The organism is Nonomuraea sp. LPB2021202275-12-8 (assembly GCF_037044575.1).
Lineage (GTDB): Bacteria > Actinomycetota > Actinomycetes > Streptosporangiales > Streptosporangiaceae > Nonomuraea.
Genome location: NZ_JBAHWD010000005.1, coordinates 446,883 through 467,144, shown reverse-complemented (window position 1 = coordinate 467,144; position 20,262 = coordinate 446,883). Strand labels below are relative to the sequence as shown.

The following is a 20,262-nucleotide window of genomic DNA, read 5'->3' as shown; positions in this document are numbered from 1 at the left end:
GGGCAGGGCGCCGTGTCTGCCCCTGACCGGTCCACGGCAGACACGGCACGCCCCTGCCGCCAGGGCTCAAGTGACGCCTCCTTGAAGCTGTCGGGGCTCTTCCAACTGCCTCGCATCGGGTTCTAGGTGAGCGGAGCCGAAGACGAAACGTTCCTGCGGTATACGGCAATCGCCACTCCGAGGGCGAGAACGGCATATCCGCAGGTCACGGCCAAGCCTGCCCATGGCGGGAGCGGGTAATAGCCCCCGAGCAGTGAGTGGTCCACGGCCACGTGCGCGAACGTGGGGACGCTCTGCGTGATCGCGAACCCGGCGGCAGGGGTGATCATCAGCAGCCATGGCACCAGGCCCGCGGTCGCCAGCAGGTAGGGCACGACGACCAGCGCGATGGCCAGCCCGATGGCGACGATGCCCCGCTTGACCAACGCGGCGAGGCCCAGAGCCAGCACGGCGGCGGCCGCGGTCAGCGCCGCGTAGCCGACGATCACCCGCAGCTCGGTCGCCAAGGTGATCGGTTGAATCGGGTTCTGATTGGCACGCAACATCGCCAGGCCGACAGGGACCACGACCCCCGAGGTCACCAGTCCCGCCACGAACGCGACCACGCCGACCACCACGGCCTTGGCCGCCAGCAGCCGCGCTGGATGCGGCCCGGCCGGCAGACCGGTTCCGATCAGCCCCCGCCGGTGTTCCGCCGTGAAGAACGAGACCGCCACCACGAGCACCGGGACCAGCCCCACAGCCCCGCCGATCAGCGTGAAGTCAGCGCGCAGACCGCCCTCCACCGTGGCGGGCCCGATGTCACCGACCCCGGTCACGAGGAGCTTGTCGCCGGCCTCGACGACCGCGCCCGGGTGATGGGGGCTCTTGCCGTCGGGCCCCAAGGAGACGCCGACGTCGTCCCGCCGCCACGAACCGTTCGCGCCCTGCAGCTCGATCTGTTCGAAGGTGGCGGTGGCCTGGGCGAAGGCTTTCGCCATCTCCCACAACGCGCCTGGCGAGGTGGCGAACAGCCCGATCTCGACCGTCTCCGGCAGCCCGGTCAGCTTGACCGTGCTGACCTCGGTCCACGTCTTGCCGTCACCTGACTCGTAGCCGGTGAGGGTGTCGCCCGACCTGGTCAGCCGCAGCCACAGGGGCCCCCGCACAGGACCACCGGCCACGTCGTGGGTGAAGTTGTGCTGCATCCGCACGCCGTGGCCGCCCGTGATCATGACGGCGGCGTACGGCGTGCCTTGCGTGAGGCTCTGCCTGACGAGGAGCCCGGCCTTCGCCCATGGCACCACCCCCTCCTTGACGTTGCGCACCCCGGGCACGGCGTCCGGCAGCCGCACCTGCCCGGTCATGTCCGACACGCGGGCGGTGATGCTGCCGTTCCCCTTGAGCGGCTGGTGCACGAAGTAGTACTTGTCGTTCACCGCCGTGCCATCGGGTCCCACCAAAGGCGCGGGGCAGGGGCCATCGCCCTTCCAGGTCACGCAGGTACTGCGGGCGCCCCCGGCGATCAGCAGTCCGAGCGTTACGGTGACCAGCACGGAGGCCGCCATGGTGAGGACCCAGCCCCGCACGGTGCGGAACTTGGTCCACTCCGCGCGCAGCAACTGGAGGAAGCCGACCCGTCGGCCGGATCGGCAAGTCGTGGATGGATTCATGCCGACGGTTGTACGCGGCACCTGGTTCCAGCTGGGTCGCGGCGGCTGCGACCCGGCTGGAACCTGGGATCTGGCATCGTTGCAGGCATGGCACCTCGACCCGGCGGCCCCGCCCGCACGACGACCGGCGGTGAGTTGCGGTGAGGGTCCTCGTCGTCGAGGACTTCGAGGTCCTCGCCCGCTCCATCGGAACCGGGCTGCGCCGCGAGGGCATGGCCGTCGACGTCGTCCTGGATGGGACCGCCGCCCTCGACCGCCTGGCCGCCACCCGCTACGACGTGGTGATCCTCGACCGCGACCTGCCCGGCGTCCACGGGGACGAGATCTGCCGGCAGCTGGCCCACGGCCGCTGTGAGCCCCGCGTGCTGATGCTCACCGCCTCCGGCACGATCGAGGACCGCGTCGACGGGCTCAGCCTCGGCGCCGACGACTACCTGCCCAAGCCTTTCGCGTTCGCCGAACTGGTCGCCCGCGTCCGTGCCCTCGCCCGCCGCGCCACCCCGCCGCTACCGCCCACCCTGGCATGCGGAGACATCACCCTCGATCCGGCCCGCCGCACCGCGTTCCGGGCCGGCAGGCGCCTTGAGCTGAGCCCCAGGGAGTTCGCGCTGCTCGAATGCCTGCTCGCCGTACCCGGCCTGGTCATCTCCGCCGAGGAACTGCTCGAACGCGTCTGGGACGAGGCCGCCGACCCGTTCAGCAGCGCCGTCAAGCACACCATGCACCGGTTACGGGCCAAGCTCGGCGACCCGCCCGTGATCGAGACCATCCGCGAAGGCGGCTACCGCATCGGACCGTCATGACCTCCCAACGGCTCGCCAGAAGGTCCCTGCAGACGCGGCTCGCGCTCGCCTACGCGGCCGGCATCTACGCCGCCGGGGTCTTCGTGCTCATATTCGTCGACGTCCCGCTGGCCAGCATCCAGATGGCCACGCCCAAAGGCCACCCCTCATCTGGCGCGGTCACCGAAACCGGGCCCGGGATCAGCCTGCCCCAACTTCTCATGGGATCCGCCGTCGCCCTGGTCATTCTCATTCCCGTCGCCCTGGCTCTCGGCTGGTACGTCGCCGGCCGGTTTCTGCATCCGCTGCGCGCCATCACCACCACCGCCAAAATCATCTCCGCCGGAAACCTCCACCGGCGCCTTGACCTCGGCGAGCCCGCGGACGAGCTGACCGAGCTCGGCCACACCCTCGACGACCTGTTCGCCCGTCTTGAGGCCTCCTTCGACGCCCAACGCCACTTCGTCGCCAACGCCTCCCACGAGTTGCGCACCCCTCTCGCCGGCCTGCGCACCCTCCTTGAAGTCGCCCTCGCCGACCCCGATGCCGACACCGACACCCTGCGCTCGGCCTGTCAGGAGGCCCTCGCTCTGGGCGGACACCAGGAGCGGCTCGTCCAGGCACTGCTCGCTCTGGCCACCAGCGAGCGCGGCGTCGCCCGCTGGGACGCCCTCGACCTCGCCCACGTCGTCGAAGGCGTGCTCGCCTCCCGCCGCGACCGGGCAACGGAGACAGGCATTGACCTTGCCGAACACCTGACGCCCGCAGTGACTGCCGGGGACCCGAGACTGATCGAAAGCCTCGTCGCCAACCTCGTCGACAACGCCATCCGCCACAACCACGCAGACGGGCACGTAAAGGTCACCACTCGGACCTCCGGCACGCAGGTGGCCCTTACGGTCACCAACAGCGGGCCGGTCATCCCGGCCGACCAGATCCAGCGCCTTTTTCAACCCTTCCAGAAACTGGCGCCTGATCGTAACGGCCGCCGCGACGGCTACGGCCTCGGCCTCGCCATCGTCAACGCCGTCACGCAAGCTCACCACGCCACCCTCACCACCAGCGCACGCCCCGAAGGCGGCTTGTCCATCACCGTGCGGTTCGCGCACGGCGACCCCCTGCGTGGCACCGGCGAAGCTCTCCGGTAGTCAGCCGGTTGACCATGTCCAGCCGTACCTCTCCAACCGGGCGTCAGGCGGATCGCAGCGTCTCGGTCCGGGTCTGGAGAGTGGCACGCAGCACCACCTCCTCCAGGCTGAACGGCTTGGTGACGTAGTCGTCCCCGCCCGCGGTGAGCCCGGCGATCCGGTCGGCCACCGCGTCCTTGGCCGTCAGGAAGAGCACCAGCGGGCCGTCGTCGCACTCCCGCAACCGGCGGGCGACGCTGAACCCGTCCAGGTCGGGGAGCATCACGTCGAGCACGATGATGTCCGGCCGCTCCCGCGCCACCGCGTCCAGCGCCCGCCGCCCGTCGGCCGCCGTCCGCACGTCGAAGCCACCCAGGTGCAGCGCCTCGCACAGCAGTTCGCGGATGCTCGGCTCGTCGTCGACCACCAGGACCTTCGCCTTCATGACCCCATGTCGTACCTGGTCAGTCTGAGAGCCCGCTGAGAGCGCATGCCCCCGTCAGTAAGGCGGCAGTGTCCAGATACACCATTGGCCATGGATCGGGATGCCTCTGGCAGCACCTGTGTCAGGGAGCCCGGTTGACCTCAACTGGACTTGAGGTTGCAGGGTGGACCCATGCGAGCCATTCATGTTCGAGAGTTCGGCGGGCCCGAAGTGCTGACGCCGGTGGAGATTCCGGATCCGGTCCCGGGGCCGGGTGAGGTCGTGGTGGATCTGGCCGCGGCCGACATCATCTACCTCGACACCCTGCTGCGAGCCGGCTGGGGCGCGGACTTCTTCCCCAAGGACCTGCCCTACGTGCCGGGCGGCGGCGGAGCGGGGACCGTCTCGGCCGTCGGCGAAGGCGCCGATCCGGCCTGGATCGGCCGGCGGGTGGTGGCCAGATCGGCAACCGGGTACGCCGAGCGGATCACCGCCTCTCTGCGCGAGGTGGTCGAGATACCCGATGGGCTGGGATTCCCGGAGGCGGCGGCCATTCTGCACGACGGGGTGACGGCGCTGCTCCTGGCCCATGACGGAGCGATCAGGAAGGGCGAACGGGTACTCGTGACGGCTGCGGCGGGCGGCGCGGGTTCGATCCTGGTGCAGTTGGGCCGCGAAGCCGGAGCCCGGGTCACCGCCGCGGCGCGAGGTGAGAGGAAGCTGGCCCTGGCCAGGGAGCTGGGCGCCGAGACCGTCGTGGACTACTCCCTCGAAGGCTGGCAGCGGCAGGTGGAGGCCGACCTCGTCTTCGACGGTGTGGGCGGTGCGCTGGGCGAGGCCGCCTTCGAGGCGACGGTCGAAGGCGGCCGCTTCATCACCTACGGGACAGCCGGCGGTGAGTTCACCCACATCGACCCGGCACTCGCCGAGCGGCGCCGGGTAGGCGTTCACAACGCCCTGGAAGCCGGCCCGCCCGAGCAGGACAAGGTTCGCGCCGTGCTCGCCCAGGCCCTGGACCTTGCCGCGAAGGGCACGATCAGGCCCGCGATCGGCGCGACCTTCCCACTGGAGCGGGCCCGGGACGCCCATGTCTCACTCGCCGAGCGTGCCACGGCCGGCAAGTCCCTTCTGCTGATCTGAGATCGGGGGATCCATCTGAAGGACCCGCACCGCCACGCGCACGGCCCATCGCCGGGTGCCCGCGCTACTGCTCTCGTGGCGGTGCGAGCCAGTGGCGGGTGAGGTCGCGGACGGCCGCCAGCCAGAGGTGCGGTTGCTCTCCGGCGACGATCGCGTCCGCGGCGCCGTGCGTCCATGCCGCGCTGCAGCGCCTTGGCGATGGCGGCGATGGTGTCCAGCCGCCCTCCGTCCTCGGCTGCGAGAGCGGAGTCGGAGTGGAAGACGGCGGCATGGAGCCCGCCGGGCCGGGCGATGGCCTCGATGGCCGCCGCGCATTCGGCGTCGAGGGTGGCCCACCAGTCGATCGGCTCAGTGGATTCGGCGAGCCGGTGGAAGCGGTGAAGCGGTCCACGTAGTCCCGCAGCACGCGATCCCGTACCGCGACGAGCATCTCCTCCCAGGAGGAGAAGTAGACGTAGAAAGTGCCCTTGGCGGCGGGTGCCGCCTACCTTGCGACGTGCCCCCCGGACATGACCGCGACTCCGGTCATTCACAACCAGACCGATTCCTTTTCCGGACAAGGACCGTCACACGGGCAGAAACAGGAGCACCTGAAACGGAGATATGAGCATGGGCACCAGCAGTAAGCAGGCGACCACGGTGAACGCGACGGCCATCTCGCGGGACGGAACCGAGATCGCGTTCGAGCGATCGGGTGCCGGACCCGCGGTCATCCTGGTGTCCTCTGCGCTGGCCGACCGATCCGACGCTCGCAAGCTCGCCGCCCTGCTGGCGGAGCACTTCACTGTGATCAACTACGATCGGCGGGGCCGGGGGGCCAGCGGCGATGCGGCGGCTTACGCCGTGGAGCGTGAGGTCGAGGACATCGCGGCGTTGATCGACCTTGCCGGGGGAGCGGCGTCGCTGTTCGGCAGCTCGTCAGGTGCGGTGCTGGCGTTGCGCGCCGCTGCGGTGGGGCTGAACGTCGAACGGCTGGCTCTGTACGAGCCGCCGTTCGTGATCGGCGACGGCGACTTCGGCCCTCCCAGGGACTACGCCCGGCAGCTCGACACGCTGCTGGCGGCCGACCGGCGCGCTGAGGCGGTCAAGTACTTCATGACCGGGGCACAGGGCATGCCCGCGATCATGGTGACCATGATGCGGCTGATGCCCGGAGTGTGGCCGAACCTCAAGGCCCTGGCGCACACGCTGCCCTACGACGCCGCGGTGATGGGCGAGACGCAGCGGGGCAAGCCGCTGGACGCCGACCCGTGGTCGGCCGCGACGGTGCCGACCCTGGTGCTGACCGGCGGCAAGAGCCCGGCTGGATTCCACGACGCCGGTCGGGCACTCACCGGCGTGCTGCCCGACGCCGAGCACCGCACCCTGCCGGGTCTGAACCACGGCGCCGTGGTCATGGCTCCCAAGCGGCTCGCGCCCGCCCTGGTGCGCTTCCTGCACGGCTGAGCAGATCACCGTCGCGCTCCTGCACGGCTGAGCAGCTCATCGCCGCGGCGTCAGCCCGGGCATCTCGACCACAGGCCACCTCTTGATGGACCTGTCCTGAGTTCGTGCCCTTCATGAGGGGTTCGCCTCCGCGCCTTCGGTGCTCAGCAGGACGACGGTCGAGCGGGGCCCGGTGCCCAGGTGCGAGGCGTGCTCGCCGGTCAGGACGGAACGCGCACCGGCCAGCGCCGCACCGCCGCACGGGCCCGCGAGCACACCGAGGCCGGTGAGGTCGCGGACCGCGCGGGCGCTGTCATCGTCGGTGACGGCCACGGCCGCGTCCAGGCCGTCGCGCAGGTACGGCCAGGCGAGGCTGGACGGGGTGCCGCAGTTGAGCCCGGCCATGATCGTCTCGCCGGTCTCCACGGTGACCGGCTCTCCCCGGATCAGGCTCGCCAGGACGCAGGCCGCCGTGTCGGGTTCGACCGCGAGCAGCGCCGTGGCCTGCGCCGCGCCGCTGCGATAGTGCGTGACGGCCGCCTGCGCCAGCGAGCCGACGCCCGCCGGGACCACCATCAGGTCGGGCCGGCCGAGCTGCTCGTCGATCTCCGCGAACAGCGTCGAGTAGCCCTCCACGATCCAGCTGGGCGTCTCTTCGTACCCCGGCCAGGCGGTGTCCTGGACCAGCACGGCCCCCGGCTCCTCCGCCGCGGTCGCCGCGCGGTGCACCGCCTCGTCGTAGGTGCCGTCGACCTGGGTCACCTGCGCTCCTTCCGCCGCGATGGCGGCGACGGCGGCCGGGTGCACGCCTTCGGCGGTGAAGACGTGCGCACGCTGCCCGAACAGCCGCGCCATGCGTGCCACGGCCCGGCCGTGGTTGCCGTCGGTGGCGGTGACCAGGCGTACGGGCTCGGCATCCGGACGGCGGGACAGGATCTGGTGGATCGCCCAGGACGCGCCCAGCGCCTTGAACGCCGGCAGCCCGAGGCGGGTGGACTCGTCCTTGACCAGCACCCGGCCGACGCCCAGCTCCTCCGCCAGCGCGGGCAGCTCGGTCAGCGCGGTGGGGGCGTAGCCGGGAAGGGCGGCGTGGAACTCCCGTACCCCGTGCCGGACGGGGGAGCAGGTCCAGTCACGAGCGCCGGGCCGTGCGTACCAGCCGTTCACCGGAGTCGGGCCTCGACGGTGGCGGCGATCGCCTTCATCCCCGCGTCGTTGGGGTGCAGGAGGTCGGCGGCGGCGTAGGCCGGGAGCATCGCGTCGGGATCGTCGGGGTTGGCCAGGGCCCGGTCGAGATCGGCCACCGCGTCGTACTCGCCGCTGGTGCGGATCCAGTGGTTGAGGTCGTCGCGTGCGGCTTCGTTGAGCGCGTTGTAGTAGTAGGGGTTGCCCTTCATCGGCGTCAGCGTAGCACCGATGATCTTGATGCCGCGGGCGTGGGCGGCGCGGATGAGCTGCCGGTGCCCTTCGATCAGGCCGGAGACGGTGACTGCCGGGACCTTGCCGCAGAGGCTGTCCTTGCCGCCCAGGCCGATGTCGTTGATCCCCTCCAGCACGATCACGGTGCGCACCCCAGGCTGGCCGAGCGCGTCCCGCTCGAACCGGGCCAGGCCCTTCTCCCCGGCGAAGCAGGGCGAGTCGGCGAGGAGCATGTTGCCGTTGATCCCCGCGTTGACGACGCCCACATGCTTACCCGCCGCCACCAGGCGCTCGGCCAGCTCGTCCGGGTAGCGGTTGTCGGCGCCGGGGGTGGTGATGGCCCCGTCGGTGATGGAGTCGCCGAAGGCCACCACGCTTCCCTTGACGCGACCGCCGACGTCCACGCCCGCCAGGAAGTACCAGGAATGGCTGGTCGCCCCGGCGAACGCCCGGCCGTCGAGGTCGAACCGGCGGTCTCCCGTGGCCAGGTAGCTGGTGGTCAGGCCACCCTCGTGGAACGTCGCCGGTCCGGTGGGCTCGGCGAAGTAGAGAGTGACCGTCAGCTTCTCAAGGGGCCGGGTGGCCAGCGGAACGGCGTCGGACGTCGCCACCCGTCCGGCCGGGATCGTCGCGGCCTGCGACCCGCGGAACCTCAGCACCCGCGCCGTCCCCGGCCGGACCGCCGCAGCTTCCGCCGCCCGCGCGATCGTCGCCCCGGCCAGCCGCAGGGGACCGGTCCCGTACAGGTTCGACAGCCGGATGCGCACCCGCGAACCGCCCGCGCTCACCCGGACGACCTGCCGCACCGACTGCTGGGCGAAACCGGACGGCGACCAGTTGGCGCCCTCCCACTCGTTGCCGGCTCGCGGATGCTGGTGAGCGGTCGCCCAGGCACTGGACCACCCGCCGTTGGCCGAGGCGGAGGCGGCCGGCGCCGCGGCCATGATCAGCGCGATCACGCCGGTCGTGGCCATCAGACGGAGCGGTAACAGGTTCATGGGGGGCCTTCCGTAGACTAATGATAAGTAGATTTTGTACGTAAAAAATCTACTTGTCAATGCAGTCGCCTCTGGACCTGACCTTCCGCGTAGGCGTGGTCATATGCGCCAAGGTTGCCACCGTCGAAGCGGCCGGCCAGGGAAACACGCTTTTCCTGGCCGGCCGTCGTCGGTCTCAGCCTGTGCGGCGTCGCACCTTCAGCACGTTGTCCCTGCGCGTCCCCGGTCGCCCTTCCGGGCCGGTCTGGATGCGATCGTGTTCCTCGCAGAGTTGCACATCCCATTCCCCGTCCGCCAGCTCGAGAGCCTCCAGGACCTCGTGCGGCGTGGGGAAGTGCACGTCGGGGTGGGGGTTCGTCTCCCAGGCCGGCCAGCCCGCGTGCCCGATGACCAGGAGCACCCCGCCGGGGGCGACTGCTGCGGCGGCGGACCGCAGGATCCGGTCCCGCGGCATGTCGCCCCAGGAGTGCAGGAAGCTGGCGGCGACGAGGTCGAAGACACCTTCGGGGAAGGACTCCGCGAGGTCGTGCCGCTCCCACTCGACGGCCACTCCCTCTTGGGCCGCGTGCCGGGCGGCGCGGTCGAGGGCCACGCCGGAGATGTCGACCCCCGTGACCCGCCATCCTCGGCCCGCGAGCCAGATGGCGTCGGCGCCCTCGCCGCATCCCAGGTCCAGGGCGGTGCCCGGCTTCAGGTCCGCGGCCTCGCGGACCAGGATGGCGTTGGGGTTCCCGCTCCAGATCTGGTCGCTCTCGCCGTAGCGGGCGTCCCATTCCTCCTGCGTCCCCGGGCGCTGCCGGTGGTGGTGCTGCGCGTGCTCGGCGACGGCTCGGCGGGTGTCCTCGGCGACCAGGTCGGCGTTGATCGCCGCGCCGGCTCGCAGTCCAGCGGCCGCGGCGGTGATGACGACGTCGGTCAGGGTGGCGACGTTCCCCGCCACCCACACGCCGGGCACCTCCGTCGCGCCCGTCGGGTCAGCGGGAATGTGGCGGCCGACCACGAAGCCGTTCATCTCCTGTTCGACGGTCTCCAGCCCCAGGCGCTCCAGGACGCCCGAGTTGGCGGTGAAGCGCGGCGCCACGACCACGGCCTGGGAGGGGAGCACCCGGCCGTCGGCCATGACCATCCCGGTGAGCCGGTCGCCGGTCACGTCCAGGCCGCTTACCTGGCCCCTGACCACGGCGATGCCGCGAGCTGCGAGCTGCTCGCGCTCCTCGTCGCCGGGCTCGGGCGCGGTGTGCAGGAACAGGGTCACCCGCTCGCTCCACTGGCGCCAGAGCAGCGCCTGGTGAGCGGCCAGCGGGCCGGTGGCCAGCACCGCGATCTCCTGATCGCGAACCTCCCAGCCGTGGCAGTAGGGGCAGTGCAGCACCTCGCGTCCCCACCGCTCGGTGATCCCGGCCACCTCGGGCAGTTCGTCGACGAGCCCGGTGGTCACCAGCAGCCGCCGCGCCTCGACCGAGGATCCGTCTGCCAGCATGGCGCGGAAGCCGCCCTCTTCCAGGCGCTCAGCCGCCACCACGTCGCCTGCCGTGAATTCGCCGCCGTACCCCGCCACCTCCTCGCGGCCGGTGGCCAGCAGCTCGGACGGAGGAGTGCCATCGCGTCCCAGGTAGTTGTGGATGTGGGACGCAGGGGCGTTGCGCGGCCGGCCGCCGTCGATCACCAGCACCGACCGGCGCGCCCGCACCAGCGCGAGGGCACCGCTCAGTCCGGCGGCGCCACCGCCTACGACCACGACGTCATATGTTGTCTGCATGGGCAGATGGTCACTCCGAGCCCGGCGATTCGGCAAATTCTCTTGCCGAATCAGCAATGCGGACGCACCGGGCGGGGAGCGAGCGCACTCCACCGGCGAACAGGTCCGGCCGTGAAGTGGTGGGTCTTCGCGGTTTCCTGCGGGTGTCACACCTGCTAGGTCCGATCCGTCAGGTCTATGAGGACGCTGAAGAGGAGAACGACCGTGGATCAGACCGCGTATCTGGCAGACCGCTTCGAGGCGCACCGCTCTCACCTGAAAGCAGTGGCCTACCGGATGCTCGGCTCCCTGAGCGAGGCCGACGACGCCGTGCAGGAGGCGTGGCTGCGGCTCAACCGCACCGACACGGGCGACGTGGCGAACCTGGGAGGCTGGCTGACCACGGTCGTCGGGCGGGTGTGCCTGGACATGCTCCGCTCGCGGGCCTCCCGCCGTGAAGACCCGCTGGAGTCGCACCTGCCGGACCCGATCGTGAAACCCGCCGGGGGAGTGGACCCCGAGCACGAGGCGCTGATCGCGGATTCGGTCGGGCTGGCGCTGCTGGTGGTGCTGCAGTCGCTGGCTCCCGCCGAGCGGCTGGCGTTCGTGCTCCACGACATGTTCGCGGTGCCGTTCGAGGAGATCGGCCCGATCGTGGGCCGGACGCCGGCGGCGGCCAGGCAGCTCGCCAGCCGGGCCCGCCGCCGGGTGCAGGGGGCGGCGCCGGTGCCCGAGCCGGACCTGAGTCGTCAGCGGGAGGTCGTGGAGGCGTTCCAGGCGGCCGCGCGCGGCGGCGACTTCGGCGCGCTGGTCGCGGTGCTCGACCCCGACGTGGTGCTGCGCGCCGACGCCGGAGCGATGCTCGGCTGGACGGAGATCAGTGGCTCGCAGGCCGTGGCCGGGCAGGCGCTCAACTTCCGCCGCCACGCCCAGTTCGCCCGGCCGGCGTTGGTGAACGGCGCGGCCGGGATCGTCAACGTCGTGGACGGGCGGCCCATCTCGATCATGAGCTTCACCATCAGCGACGGCAGGATCGTGGGCATCGACATCCTGGCCGACCCCGATCGTCTGCGCGGCCTCGACCTGGCGGTGTTCGACTTCTGAGCAAAAAATAGAGTCGACTCCAAGAAGTGTGGTTAAACTTCCGGCTCATGAGCGGGCTGCGAGAGCGGAAGAAGCTGCGGACGCGGCAGCACATCGCCGATGTGGCGATGGGGCTGTTCGTGGAGCGCGGGTTCGACCGGGTAACGATCGCCGAAGTGGCCGCGGCGGCGGAGGTATCGGTCAACACCGTCTACAACTACTTCGAGGTCAAGGAGGATCTGGTCCTGCCGCCGGACGAGGCGTCCCCACAGCGGCTGGCCCGCATCGTGCGTGACCGGCCGCCCGGGACGGCGGCCGCGCGGGCCGTCCTCGACCACCTCCGCGAGGAGGTGCGCCGCCGGGACCGCCAGGTCGGGCTGACCGAGGGCTTCGGCCGCGTCTTCGAGATGATGCGGGCCGCCCCCACCCTGACCGCCCGGCTGGAGGATCTGGGCGGGCGGATGACTGAGGCCCTGGCCGCCGTGCTGGCCGAGGAGACCGGCGCCACGCCGGGCGACCCGCTGCCCCGCGTGGTGGCCTGGCAGCTCGGCTCCCTGCACGCCATGGTCTTCGCCGAGATCGGCAGGCGCACCACCGCGGGAGAGGGCCCGGACACGATCGCCGAGGCGGTGCTGGAGCTCCTGGATGTCATCGAGGACCTGCTCGGCGAACGCGTCCTCGGCTATGCCGTACGGAAGGATCGACCATGTTCAGAGTGACCATCTCCGGCACGTTCGACGGGCTGAGCGACGCCGGCCGCGACGCGGTGCTGGCGGCTACCCGGACCGCGTTCACCGAGGCGGGCACGTTCACCCATGACGGCACCCTGTCGGCGTTCACCTTCCGCTGCCAGGTGCCCGCGGGCCCCGACGACGGTGAGAGCGAGGCCACCCGGGGTGCCTTCGCGGCCCTGGACGCGCACGGCGTCCCCTACCAGGTGCTCCGCGTCGCGTTGACGGACATGCGCAGCATCAGGATCCGGCGCCGCTGATCTCTCTCGCCGTGACGGGTCGTACTCGGCGTCAGGAGCTCTCCGCCAGGCGGGCGGCCCGGCTGTGGAGGTAGCGCTGCCTGGGCAGGCTTGTCGTGCGACCGGCGGCCACTTCGTAGGCTTCCCGTGCCGCTGCCCGTTCTCCGGCCATCTCCAGCAGGTGCGCGCGGACCGCGTACAGCCGGTGGTCGCCGGCGAGCCGCTCGTCGGCGACGAGTTCGTCCAGCAGGTCCAGCCCGGCGTCCGCGCCGCGTGTCATGGCGACCGCGACGACGTGGTTCAGCCGCACCACCGGGTTGTCCACGACGCGCATCAGCACCTCGTACAGCGCGACGATCTGCGGCCAGTCGGTCTCCGCCGCGCTCGGCGCCTCGTCGTGCACCGCGGCGATCGCCGCCTGGAGCTGGTAGGGGCCGATCTCACGCCGGGGGAGCGCGCTCGAGACGAGCGCGACGCCCTCGCCGATCTGGGTGGAGTCCCACAGGGCGCGGTCCTGCTCGGCCATCGGGATCAGCGCGCCGTCCTGCCCGGTTCGCGCCGTCCGGCGGGCGTCGGTCAGCAGCATGAGCGCGAGCAGCCCTATCACCTCCCCGTCATCCGGCATCAGCCGGTGAACGGTGCGGGCCAGCCGGATCGCCTCCGCCGACAGCTCCGCGCGCTGCAGCTTGGGGCCCGAGGTGCTGGCGTAGCCCTCGTTGAAGATCAGGTAGAGCACGTGCAGCACCGCGCCGAGCCGCTCGGCGCGCTCGGCGGCAGGAGGCAGGGCGAAGGGCAGGCCGCTGTCCTTGATGCGCTGCTTGGCCCGGCTGATGCGCCGGGTCATGGTCGCCTCGGGCACGAGGAACGCGCGGGCGATCTCCGCGGTCGACAGGCCGCCCACGGCGCGCAGGGTGAGCGCGATCTGCGAGGCCGGCGACAGCGAAGGGTGGCAGCACATGAACAGCAGCACGAGCGTGTCGTCGGTGGCCGCCGCCGGCCTGTCGGCGGCGGGCGCCGACCAGTCGCCGGACAGCCGCCATCCGGCGACGGTGTCCTCGCGGCGCCTGCGCGCCTGCTCGGCGCGCAGCAGGTCGGTCAGCCTGCGCGAGGCCACGGTGATCAGCCAGCCGCGGGGGTTGTCCGGCACTCCCTCCTCCGGCCACTGTACGGAAGCCGCCAGGAGCGCCTCCTGCACCGCGTCCTCGGCGGTGTCGAAGTGCCCGAAGCGCCGCACCAGCGCGCCGAGGACCTGCGGCGCGGACTCGCGCAGCAGGCCTTCGACGCCGTCACCGGACACGGTGACCGGTCACGCGTCCAGGTCGTCGATCGAGTCGACGATCGGCCGCACGTCCACGTACCACTCGTTCTGCAGGATCGCGCCCTGCGGGTGCGGGGTGTCGGCCAGGCGCGCGGCGATCTCGGTCGCCCGGTCGAAGCTCTCGCATTCGACGATGGTGTAGCCGGCCAGGACCTCCTGGGTCTCGGCGTACGGTCCGTCGGTCACGACGGGGACGCCGTCCTTCAGCTGCACCCGCCTGGCGTGCACCGGAGGAGTGAGCCCCTGGGCGTCGACGAACTCCCCGGATTTGACCAGATCGTCGTTCCACTTCGTCATGAACGCGTGCAGCGCCCCCACGTCCTCCGCCGACCAGGTGGGCCCGTCGCCGGGCCTGCCCGCGAGCATGTCGAAGTCCTTCTGCGTGCCGAACATCATGATCATGTACTTCATGGGTGCCTCTCTCTGTCTGCCGGCGCCCTTTCCGGTGCCGCTCGCCAGAGACGTCGGAGCCGGCCGCGCGGGCCGGACACGTGTCCGCGGAAGAAGACTATTCGCTGGACCAGGCAGGCCGGGCACAGGCAAGATCCACTACCCTGTGTCCAGATAGTTATGGGACAGGCCCATAGGTTCGCGTGTGACGAGCCGTCCTCGTGGCACTGTCCGAGTGCGGTCAAAGGACGACAAGCGCTCGGCGCTGTCAGGAAAGGATGGCGGTGCCGGCATGGTCTCTGGAGATGGGCACGCTCTACCGCTCGTCCTGCTGGTGGAGGACGACCCGCAGGACGCGCTGATCGTACGTGAACTGCTGGAAGACAGCGCTTTCGCGGTGCGGCTGGAGTGGGCGCGTTCCCTGGACGAGGCCCGGCACGCGCTGAGCCGGCAGCGGGCGCAGTGCGTCCTGCTGGACCTCGGCCTTCCCGACGCGCAGGATCTGTCCGCGCTGGCCGCCATGCGCGAGGCGAGCGGGGACGCCGCCGTGGTGGTGCTCACGGGCCTGTCCGAAGAGCAGGCCGGGCTCGCCGCCGTCGCTGCCGGGGCGCAGGACTATCTGGTCAAGGGCCGGGCCGAGGGCGAGTGGCTGGGCCGGACCCTGCGCTACGCGATACAACGCAAGCAGGCCGAGCACGCGTCGGTCGCACTGCAGGCCGAGCGGATGCGCGCCAAGGAGAACGCGCGCCTGGAGCGCGGCCTGCTGCCCACCCCGCTGCTGCAGCAGATGCCGATCGAGGCCGCGACCCGCTACCGGGCCAGCCGCGACTCGGGCACGCTCGGCGGCGACTTCTTCGACATCGTCGAGTCCGACGACAAGGTCGTCCACGCGGTGATCGGCGACGTGTGCGGCCACGGTCCCGACGAGGCGGCCCTCGGCGTCTGCCTGCGGATCGCCTGGCGCACGCTGGTGCTCAGCGGCGTGACCGGAGCGGCGCAGCTGCGCCAGCTCGAACGCATCCTGCGCGCCGAGCGGGCCAGCTCGGAGATCTTCGTGACGATGTCCACGCTCATGCTGGAGCCGGACCAGCGGACCGTCAGGGTGTGGCGGGCGGGTCATCCCGGCTTCCTGGTGCACTCCGGCGACGAGGTGTCCTGGGCCGAGCCCGAGCAGGGCCCCGCGCTGGGGCTGCCCATCGAGGCGGACTGGCCGCAGGGCCTGGTCGAGCTGCCCGAGGGCGGCGGGCTGACTCTCTTCACCGACGGCCTGTTCGAGCGCCGCCTGCCCGGCGCCGAGCCGCGCTGGCTGGGGGAGGAGGGCCTGCTGGAGGTGGCCCGCCGCTGGGCGCACCTGAGCGGGGAGGAGTTCGTGGACGCGCTGATCGCCGGCACCGAGGAGGCCACCGCCCCCGACGCCTCCGCCGACGACGTGGCCGTCGTGCACCTTCGCTGGAGAGAGGAATCATGAACAGCAGCGGCTGGCGGCGGTTGACGGTGCACCACTGGTTCGTGGTGATGATCGCGGCCATCACGATCGTCGTCGGGATCTGCACCGTGGTGGGCGCGGTGATGCTGGAGCGCACCAACGGCCTGTCCGACCACCTGGTGGACCGGCTGTCTCCCGCCCGCATCGACGGGACCCAGCTCCAGGCGGTCCTGGTCGATCAGGAGACGGGCCTGCGCGGCTTCCTGCTCACCGACAACCAGCAGTTCCTGGAGCCCTACGAGGCCGGCGTCACGGCCGAGCGGCTGCAGTACGAGCGGATCGAGGAGTTGCTGCGCGACCGGCCAGAGCTCGTCTCCGGCCTGCGCGAGATCCGCGAGGCGGCGGCGGTGTGGCGCAGGGACTACGCCGAGCCCCTCATCACGAGGAAGCAAGCGAACGAGGAGATCACCACGGCCCTGGCGGAGAGCGGCAAGCCGGCCTTCGACCGGGTCCGCGCGCTGCTGGCCGCCCAGAACACCCGCCTGTCCGACGCCCGGCAGCAGGCCAGAGCCGAGCTGGCCCAGGTCCAGAACCTGCGCAACTGGGCGTTCATGGCGATGCCGGTGGTCTTCCTGATCTTCGGTATCGGGATGGCCGTGCTGCTGCGCCGGGCCGTGGGCCGGCCGCTCGACGAGCTGCGTGTCGCCTCCCGCCATGTGGCCGGGGGCGACTTCAACCATCACATACCGGCTCACGGCCCCGCCGACATCCGCGAGGTCGCCCTGGACGTGGAGGCGATGCGCACCAGGATCGTGGCGGCGCTGGAGGCCTCACGCGAGCACGAGGCCACGCTGAGCAGCCAGACCGCCGACCTGGACGCGCAGGCCGCCGAGCTGCGCCGCTCCAACGCCGAGCTGGAGCAGTTCGCCTACGTCGCCTCCCACGACCTGCAGGAGCCGCTGCGCAAGATCGCCACCTTCTGCCAGCTCCTGGCCAAGCGCTACGGCGAGGTGCTCGACGAGCGCGGCGCCCAGTACATCCACTTCGCAGTCGACGGCGCCACCAGGATGCAGAAGCTGATCAACGACCTGCTGAGCTACTCGCGGGTGGGCCGCCTCTACGACGCCCGCAGGCCGGTCGACCTGGAGCTCAAGCTCGACAAGGCACTGCAGAACCTGGCGGCCACCCTCGAGGAGAACGAGGCGGTCGTCGAGCGGCCGGAACGCCTGCCGGAGATCATCGGCGACCCCACCCTGCTGTCACTGCTCTGGCAGAACCTCATCGGCAACGCCGTCAAGTTCCGCCACCCCGACCGGCCGCCGGTCATCCGGATCGACTGCGAGCAGCTCGACGACAAGGAGTGGCAGTTCAGCGTGCTGGACAACGGCATCGGCGTCGAACCCGAGTTCGCCGAGAAGATCTTCATCATCTTCCAGCGCCTGCACAGCCGCGAGGCCTACAGCGGCACCGGCATCGGGCTGGCCATGTGCAAGAAGATTGTGGAGAACCACGGCGGCAACATCTGGCTCGACACCTCCTACGCTGGGGAAGGCGCCCGGATCTGCTTCACTCTCCGGTCGGACACCCCCTCGTCCGAGAGCCGCATCGCCACCGCCACCGCGACTGTTGAAGGATCCGCCTCATGACCATCGGCAGGCCCATAGAAGTGCTCCTCGTCGAGGACGATCCGGGCGACGAGCTCATCACGCGGGAGGCGTTCGAGGACAACAAGATCCGCAACAGCCTCAACGTGGTGCATGACGGCCTGGAGGCGCTCGACTTCCTCTATCAGCGAGGCGAGTACGCCGACAAGCCGCGGCCCGACCTGATCCTGCTCGACCTCAACCTGCCCAAGTACGACGGCCGTCAGGTGCTGGAGAAGATCAAGGGCGATCCGGACCTGCGGGCCATCCCGGTCGTCGTGCTCACCACGTCCTCCGCCGAGGAGGACATCCTGCGCAGCTACCGACTGTTCGCCAACGCGTACGTGACCAAGCCCGTGGATCTCGACCAGTTCATGGCCGTCATCCGGCAGATCGACGAGTTCTTCGTCACCGTCGTCCGGCTGCCCGGCCGCAGCCAGTAGGACATCCACTTCTCCGCCTCGCGACCCCGGTCAGGGCCGCTTCCAGGGTGAGCAGCCCGCTTGCCCCAGCGGTCGATCGCGCTTGCAGTTCGCTCTACGAACTATTACGGTTCGGGGTGCGAACTATTTCGGTTCGCTCCACGAAGTAATTTGGAGCGAGGACACATGAGTACAGTCGCGGTAATCGGCGGAGGTTACGGAGGCGCGGCGGTCGCGAACATCTTCTTCCCCTATGACACGCTGCTGCGGCGGGGGCGGGTCGCTCGAGGGCGGGCGGTCTCGGTCGATCCCAACGGTGTCACCCTCGCCTCCGGGGAGCGTATCGACGCCGACTATCTCGTCCTGGCAACCGGCTCCGGCTACGCCTTCCCGGCCAAGATCGACAGCGACCTCTCCAGTGAGGCGTTGGAGCGGATCCACGCGGCCCATGCCGAGCTCGCGGACGCCGCGCGAGTGCTGCTCGTCGGCGCCGGGCCGGTCGGCCTGGAGCTGTCCGGCGAGATCAAGGCCGTGTGGCCGGACAAGCACGTGACCATCGTCGACCCGGCCGAGCAACTGGTCCCCGGCTTCGAGCCGGAGATGCGCGAAGACCTCCACCGCCAGCTCGACGCGCTGGGCGTGGAACTGCGGCTCGGCACCGCACTGACCGAGGAGCCACCGGCCGAGCCGGGGCGGGCCAAAACCTTCACCGTCGCGACCACCAGCGGGGACGTCTCCGCCGACATCTGGTTCCGCTGCTACGGCGTGAGCATCAACGGCGGGTATCTCGACGTCGCCGAGTACAAGGGCGAGGACCTGCTCACCGGCCGGTTCGCCGAGCTGTTCGGCGTCGCCTGACCCGTGCGCTCAGCGTTCGTAGGCTGCCGCCTCCAGGAAGACGACCGGCACCAGGTTGTCTCGCACCACCTGGCTGAGCAGGTGCGCGAGCCGGTCGCGGTCGTCGTCGCCGAGCCGCGCCGGCAGCGCCTCGATCCGGCGGCAGGTCTCGGCGAAGAACTCGTCGGCGAGCTCGCCGCCCGCCGCGGTGAGCGCGACCCGGATCGCGCGCCCGTCCTCGGGATCGGGCTCGCGCCGTACCAGACCGCGTTGGGCGGTCCTGTCCACCATGCCCGTGAGGCTCGACTTGGCCAGCCCCAGCATCGCGCCCAGCTCGCTCATCCCGTACGGCTGCGCCATCAGCACGCAGAGCAGCTGGCCCTGCTGCGGGGTCAGCCCGAACCCCCGGCTCGCCTCGGCGTACACGGCGTTCACCAGGAACGAGGAGCGCACCAGCGCGGTGGCGATCCCCATCTGCTCACCGTCGGCCTTGCCCATTCAGCGCACCTCCATGAACGGAGATTACAACCATATGATTCGGACCCCGAACTATCCCGTACGTGAGCCGCTGTTCGGAGCCGGCATCAGTACCGCGGCCGGCGCGGCACCGGAGACACTGCGGCTCGCGGCCCAGGCGGACGAGCAGGGCCTCGACCTGTTCACCGTCTCCGACCATCCCTACGTCGGCGGCCGGCTCGACGCCTACTCCATCGTGGGGGTCGCCCTCGGCCGGACCACGAGCATCGCGGGCCTGGTCAGCGTCACCAACCTGCCGAGCCGCCCCGCGCCCATGCTGGCACGCACGATCACCTCTCTGTCAGCCCTGTCGGGCGGCCGCGTCGTCCTGGGGATGGGCGCGGGCGGCCTGTGGGACGAGATCACCAAGCTGGGCGTGCCGCGGCTGGGCCCCGCAGCCGCCGTCCGAGCGCTTGAAGAGGCGATCACCTTGATCCGAGAGCTGTCCGGCGGCGGTCGCCCGGTGACCTTCGACGGCGAGTTCTACCAGGTCACCGCGCTCGAACCGGCCACCGAGCCGGCCCCGCCGGTGTGGACCGGCTCGGTGGGGCCCAAATCGCTGGCCGTCACCGGCAGGCTGGCCGACGGCTGGATCCCCGGTCACGCCTCCGACTGGCTCAGCCCGCGGTACCGCGAGTCCCGCCCACTCGTCGACGAGGCGGCGGCCGCCGCGGGCCGGGATCCCGCCGACATCGCGACGATCTACAACCTGCCGGGCCTCATCACGTCCACGCCCCGCGCCTCCACACGCGACGGCGACGGTCGCTGGATAGGCGGCTCGGTCGGGCAGTGGGTCGAGGAGCTCACCGGCGCGGTGCTGGAGCATGGCGCATCCGGCTTCGTCCACTTCGCCGCCGGCGACACGCCCCTGGACGTCACGCTCGGGCTGTGGGCGCAGGAGATCGTCCCCGCGGTCCGCGAGGCCGTCAAGAGGTGAGTCCCAGAGCAGAAC

General features: G+C 70.9%; 20 protein-coding genes. 12 read left to right on the top strand and 8 right to left on the bottom strand.

Translation table 11 applies throughout. The features are described from left to right. Positions 1 to 122: 122 nt before the first annotated feature. Entirely contained in the window at positions 123 to 1,652 is a 1,530-nt protein-coding gene (locus V5E28_RS13165; RefSeq protein ID WP_336207104.1) for a hypothetical protein, read from the bottom strand. Between the two features lie 140 nt (positions 1,653 to 1,792). Between V5E28_RS13165 and V5E28_RS13160 the strand changes: the two genes are divergently transcribed. Next, positions 1,793 to 2,455: a response regulator transcription factor gene (locus V5E28_RS13160; RefSeq protein ID WP_336207103.1), complete on the top strand. Its 663-nt coding sequence runs from the start codon at positions 1,793 to 1,795 to the stop codon at positions 2,453 to 2,455. Beyond that, on the top strand, positions 2,452 to 3,582 hold the full coding sequence (locus V5E28_RS13155) for a sensor histidine kinase (protein WP_336207102.1): 1,131 nt from the start codon (positions 2,452 to 2,454) through the stop codon (positions 3,580 to 3,582). The genes V5E28_RS13160 and V5E28_RS13155 overlap by 4 nt, the downstream gene beginning before the upstream one ends. A 43-nt stretch (positions 3,583 to 3,625) precedes the next feature. Here V5E28_RS13155 and V5E28_RS13150 read toward each other — a convergent pair whose 3' ends face one another. Then, positions 3,626 to 4,006, bottom strand: coding sequence for a response regulator (locus V5E28_RS13150; RefSeq protein WP_442945804.1), 381 nt, complete (start codon positions 4,004 to 4,006; stop codon positions 3,626 to 3,628). 171 nt (positions 4,007 to 4,177) lie between these two features. On the opposite strand from V5E28_RS13150, the gene V5E28_RS13145 reads away from it, so the two are divergent. After that, a complete protein-coding gene (locus V5E28_RS13145; protein ID WP_336207101.1) occupies positions 4,178 to 5,125 on the top strand; it encodes a zinc-binding dehydrogenase in 948 nt (315 codons plus the stop codon). Positions 5,126 to 5,734: 609 nt separating this feature from the next. Beyond that, the gene (locus V5E28_RS13140; protein WP_336207100.1) at positions 5,735 to 6,571 is read left to right on the top strand and encodes an alpha/beta fold hydrolase; all 837 of its coding nucleotides are present in this window, start codon (positions 5,735 to 5,737) and stop codon (positions 6,569 to 6,571) included. Positions 6,572 to 6,682: 111 nt separating this feature from the next. Here V5E28_RS13140 and V5E28_RS13135 read toward each other — a convergent pair whose 3' ends face one another. The 3 genes from V5E28_RS13135 to V5E28_RS13125 all read right to left on the bottom strand — a co-directional run bounded on the left by V5E28_RS13135 (position 6,683) and on the right by V5E28_RS13125 (position 10,726). Next, positions 6,683 to 7,717 carry a pyridoxal-phosphate dependent enzyme gene (locus tag V5E28_RS13135; protein WP_336207099.1) on the bottom strand — a complete coding sequence of 345 codons (1,035 nt, stop codon included), beginning with the start codon at positions 7,715 to 7,717 and terminating at the stop codon, positions 6,683 to 6,685. Further along, positions 7,714 to 8,967 carry an SGNH/GDSL hydrolase family protein gene (locus tag V5E28_RS13130; protein ID WP_336207098.1) on the bottom strand — a complete coding sequence of 418 codons (1,254 nt, stop codon included), beginning with the start codon at positions 8,965 to 8,967 and terminating at the stop codon, positions 7,714 to 7,716. The genes V5E28_RS13135 and V5E28_RS13130 overlap by 4 nt, the downstream gene beginning before the upstream one ends. Positions 8,968 to 9,142: 175 nt before the next feature. Further along, positions 9,143 to 10,726: an FAD-dependent oxidoreductase gene (locus V5E28_RS13125; protein ID WP_336207097.1), complete on the bottom strand. Its 1,584-nt coding sequence runs from the start codon at positions 10,724 to 10,726 to the stop codon at positions 9,143 to 9,145. A 204-nt stretch (positions 10,727 to 10,930) separates the two neighbouring features. Between V5E28_RS13125 and sigJ the strand changes: the two genes are divergently transcribed. The 3 genes from sigJ to V5E28_RS13110 are packed head-to-tail and all read left to right on the top strand — an operon-like array spanning position 10,931 to position 12,779. Continuing rightward, on the top strand, positions 10,931 to 11,809 hold the full coding sequence (gene sigJ, locus V5E28_RS13120) for an RNA polymerase sigma factor SigJ (protein ID WP_336207096.1): 879 nt from the start codon (positions 10,931 to 10,933) through the stop codon (positions 11,807 to 11,809). 47 nt (positions 11,810 to 11,856) lie between these two features. Next, the gene (locus V5E28_RS13115; RefSeq protein ID WP_336207095.1) at positions 11,857 to 12,507 is read left to right on the top strand and encodes a TetR/AcrR family transcriptional regulator; all 651 of its coding nucleotides are present in this window, start codon (positions 11,857 to 11,859) and stop codon (positions 12,505 to 12,507) included. After that, the gene (locus tag V5E28_RS13110) at positions 12,495 to 12,779 is read left to right on the top strand and encodes a DUF6204 family protein (protein WP_336207094.1); all 285 of its coding nucleotides are present in this window, start codon (positions 12,495 to 12,497) and stop codon (positions 12,777 to 12,779) included. Before V5E28_RS13115 ends, V5E28_RS13110 begins: the two co-directional genes overlap by 13 nt. A 31-nt stretch (positions 12,780 to 12,810) precedes the next feature. On the opposite strand, the gene V5E28_RS13105 is transcribed toward V5E28_RS13110, so the two are convergent. Beyond that, positions 12,811 to 14,055, bottom strand: a complete 1,245-nt coding sequence (locus tag V5E28_RS13105; RefSeq protein WP_336207093.1) for an RNA polymerase sigma factor — start codon at positions 14,053 to 14,055, stop codon at positions 12,811 to 12,813. 9 nt (positions 14,056 to 14,064) lie between these two features. Next, the gene (locus tag V5E28_RS13100) at positions 14,065 to 14,487 is read right to left on the bottom strand and encodes a YciI family protein (protein WP_336207092.1); all 423 of its coding nucleotides are present in this window, start codon (positions 14,485 to 14,487) and stop codon (positions 14,065 to 14,067) included. Positions 14,488 to 14,758: 271 nt separating this feature from the next. Between V5E28_RS13100 and V5E28_RS13095 the strand changes: the two genes are divergently transcribed. The 4 genes from V5E28_RS13095 (at position 14,759) to V5E28_RS13080 (ending at position 18,815) form a co-directional block, all read left to right on the top strand. Then, the gene (locus tag V5E28_RS13095; protein WP_336207091.1) at positions 14,759 to 15,934 is read left to right on the top strand and encodes a PP2C family protein-serine/threonine phosphatase; all 1,176 of its coding nucleotides are present in this window, start codon (positions 14,759 to 14,761) and stop codon (positions 15,932 to 15,934) included. Further along, positions 15,931 to 17,538: a sensor histidine kinase gene (locus tag V5E28_RS13090; protein ID WP_336207090.1), complete on the top strand. Its 1,608-nt coding sequence runs from the start codon at positions 15,931 to 15,933 to the stop codon at positions 17,536 to 17,538. Before V5E28_RS13095 ends, V5E28_RS13090 begins: the two co-directional genes overlap by 4 nt. After that, positions 17,535 to 17,978 (top strand): response regulator, encoded by a 444-nt coding sequence (locus V5E28_RS13085; RefSeq protein WP_336207089.1) that lies wholly within the window; start codon positions 17,535 to 17,537, stop codon positions 17,976 to 17,978. The genes V5E28_RS13090 and V5E28_RS13085 overlap by 4 nt, the downstream gene beginning before the upstream one ends. A 165-nt stretch (positions 17,979 to 18,143) precedes the next feature. After that, entirely contained in the window at positions 18,144 to 18,815 is a 672-nt protein-coding gene (locus tag V5E28_RS13080) for an FAD/NAD(P)-binding oxidoreductase (protein WP_336207088.1), read from the top strand. Between the two features lie 9 nt (positions 18,816 to 18,824). Here V5E28_RS13080 and V5E28_RS13075 read toward each other — a convergent pair whose 3' ends face one another. Then, complete coding sequence (locus V5E28_RS13075) at positions 18,825 to 19,292, bottom strand: MarR family winged helix-turn-helix transcriptional regulator (RefSeq protein WP_336207087.1); 468 nt, start codon at positions 19,290 to 19,292, stop codon at positions 18,825 to 18,827. A 34-nt stretch (positions 19,293 to 19,326) separates the two neighbouring features. Here V5E28_RS13075 and V5E28_RS13070 point away from each other — a divergent pair, with 34 nt between their 5' ends. Further along, positions 19,327 to 20,247 (top strand): LLM class flavin-dependent oxidoreductase, encoded by a 921-nt coding sequence (locus tag V5E28_RS13070; RefSeq protein WP_336207086.1) that lies wholly within the window; start codon positions 19,327 to 19,329, stop codon positions 20,245 to 20,247. The last annotated feature ends 15 nt before the right edge of the window (positions 20,248 to 20,262 follow it).

Excerpts from the sequence above, each read along its gene's own strand:
- V5E28_RS13165 (WP_336207104.1), bottom strand. The coding sequence starts at position 1,652 with ATGAATCCATCCACGACTTGCCGATCCGGCCGACGGGTCGGCTTCCTC.
- V5E28_RS13155 (WP_336207102.1), top strand. The coding sequence starts at position 2,452 with ATGACCTCCCAACGGCTCGCCAGAAGGTCCCTGCAGACGCGGCTCGCG.
- V5E28_RS13150 (WP_442945804.1), bottom strand. The coding sequence starts at position 4,006 with ATGAAGGCGAAGGTCCTGGTGGTCGACGACGAGCCGAGCATCCGCGAA.
- V5E28_RS13145 (WP_336207101.1), top strand. The coding sequence starts at position 4,178 with ATGCGAGCCATTCATGTTCGAGAGTTCGGCGGGCCCGAAGTGCTGACG.
- V5E28_RS13140 (WP_336207100.1), top strand. The coding sequence starts at position 5,735 with ATGGGCACCAGCAGTAAGCAGGCGACCACGGTGAACGCGACGGCCATC.
- V5E28_RS13130 (WP_336207098.1), bottom strand. The coding sequence starts at position 8,967 with ATGAACCTGTTACCGCTCCGTCTGATGGCCACGACCGGCGTGATCGCG.
- V5E28_RS13125 (WP_336207097.1), bottom strand. The coding sequence starts at position 10,726 with ATGCAGACAACATATGACGTCGTGGTCGTAGGCGGTGGCGCCGCCGGA.
- V5E28_RS13115 (WP_336207095.1), top strand. The coding sequence starts at position 11,857 with ATGAGCGGGCTGCGAGAGCGGAAGAAGCTGCGGACGCGGCAGCACATC.
- V5E28_RS13110 (WP_336207094.1), top strand. The coding sequence starts at position 12,495 with ATGTTCAGAGTGACCATCTCCGGCACGTTCGACGGGCTGAGCGACGCC.
- V5E28_RS13100 (WP_336207092.1), bottom strand. The coding sequence starts at position 14,487 with ATGAAGTACATGATCATGATGTTCGGCACGCAGAAGGACTTCGACATG.
- V5E28_RS13095 (WP_336207091.1), top strand. The coding sequence starts at position 14,759 with ATGGTCTCTGGAGATGGGCACGCTCTACCGCTCGTCCTGCTGGTGGAG.
- V5E28_RS13090 (WP_336207090.1), top strand. The coding sequence starts at position 15,931 with ATGAACAGCAGCGGCTGGCGGCGGTTGACGGTGCACCACTGGTTCGTG.
- V5E28_RS13085 (WP_336207089.1), top strand. The coding sequence starts at position 17,535 with ATGACCATCGGCAGGCCCATAGAAGTGCTCCTCGTCGAGGACGATCCG.
- V5E28_RS13080 (WP_336207088.1), top strand. The coding sequence starts at position 18,144 with ATGAGTACAGTCGCGGTAATCGGCGGAGGTTACGGAGGCGCGGCGGTC.
- V5E28_RS13075 (WP_336207087.1), bottom strand. The coding sequence starts at position 19,292 with ATGGGCAAGGCCGACGGTGAGCAGATGGGGATCGCCACCGCGCTGGTG.
- V5E28_RS13070 (WP_336207086.1), top strand. The coding sequence starts at position 19,327 with ATGATTCGGACCCCGAACTATCCCGTACGTGAGCCGCTGTTCGGAGCC.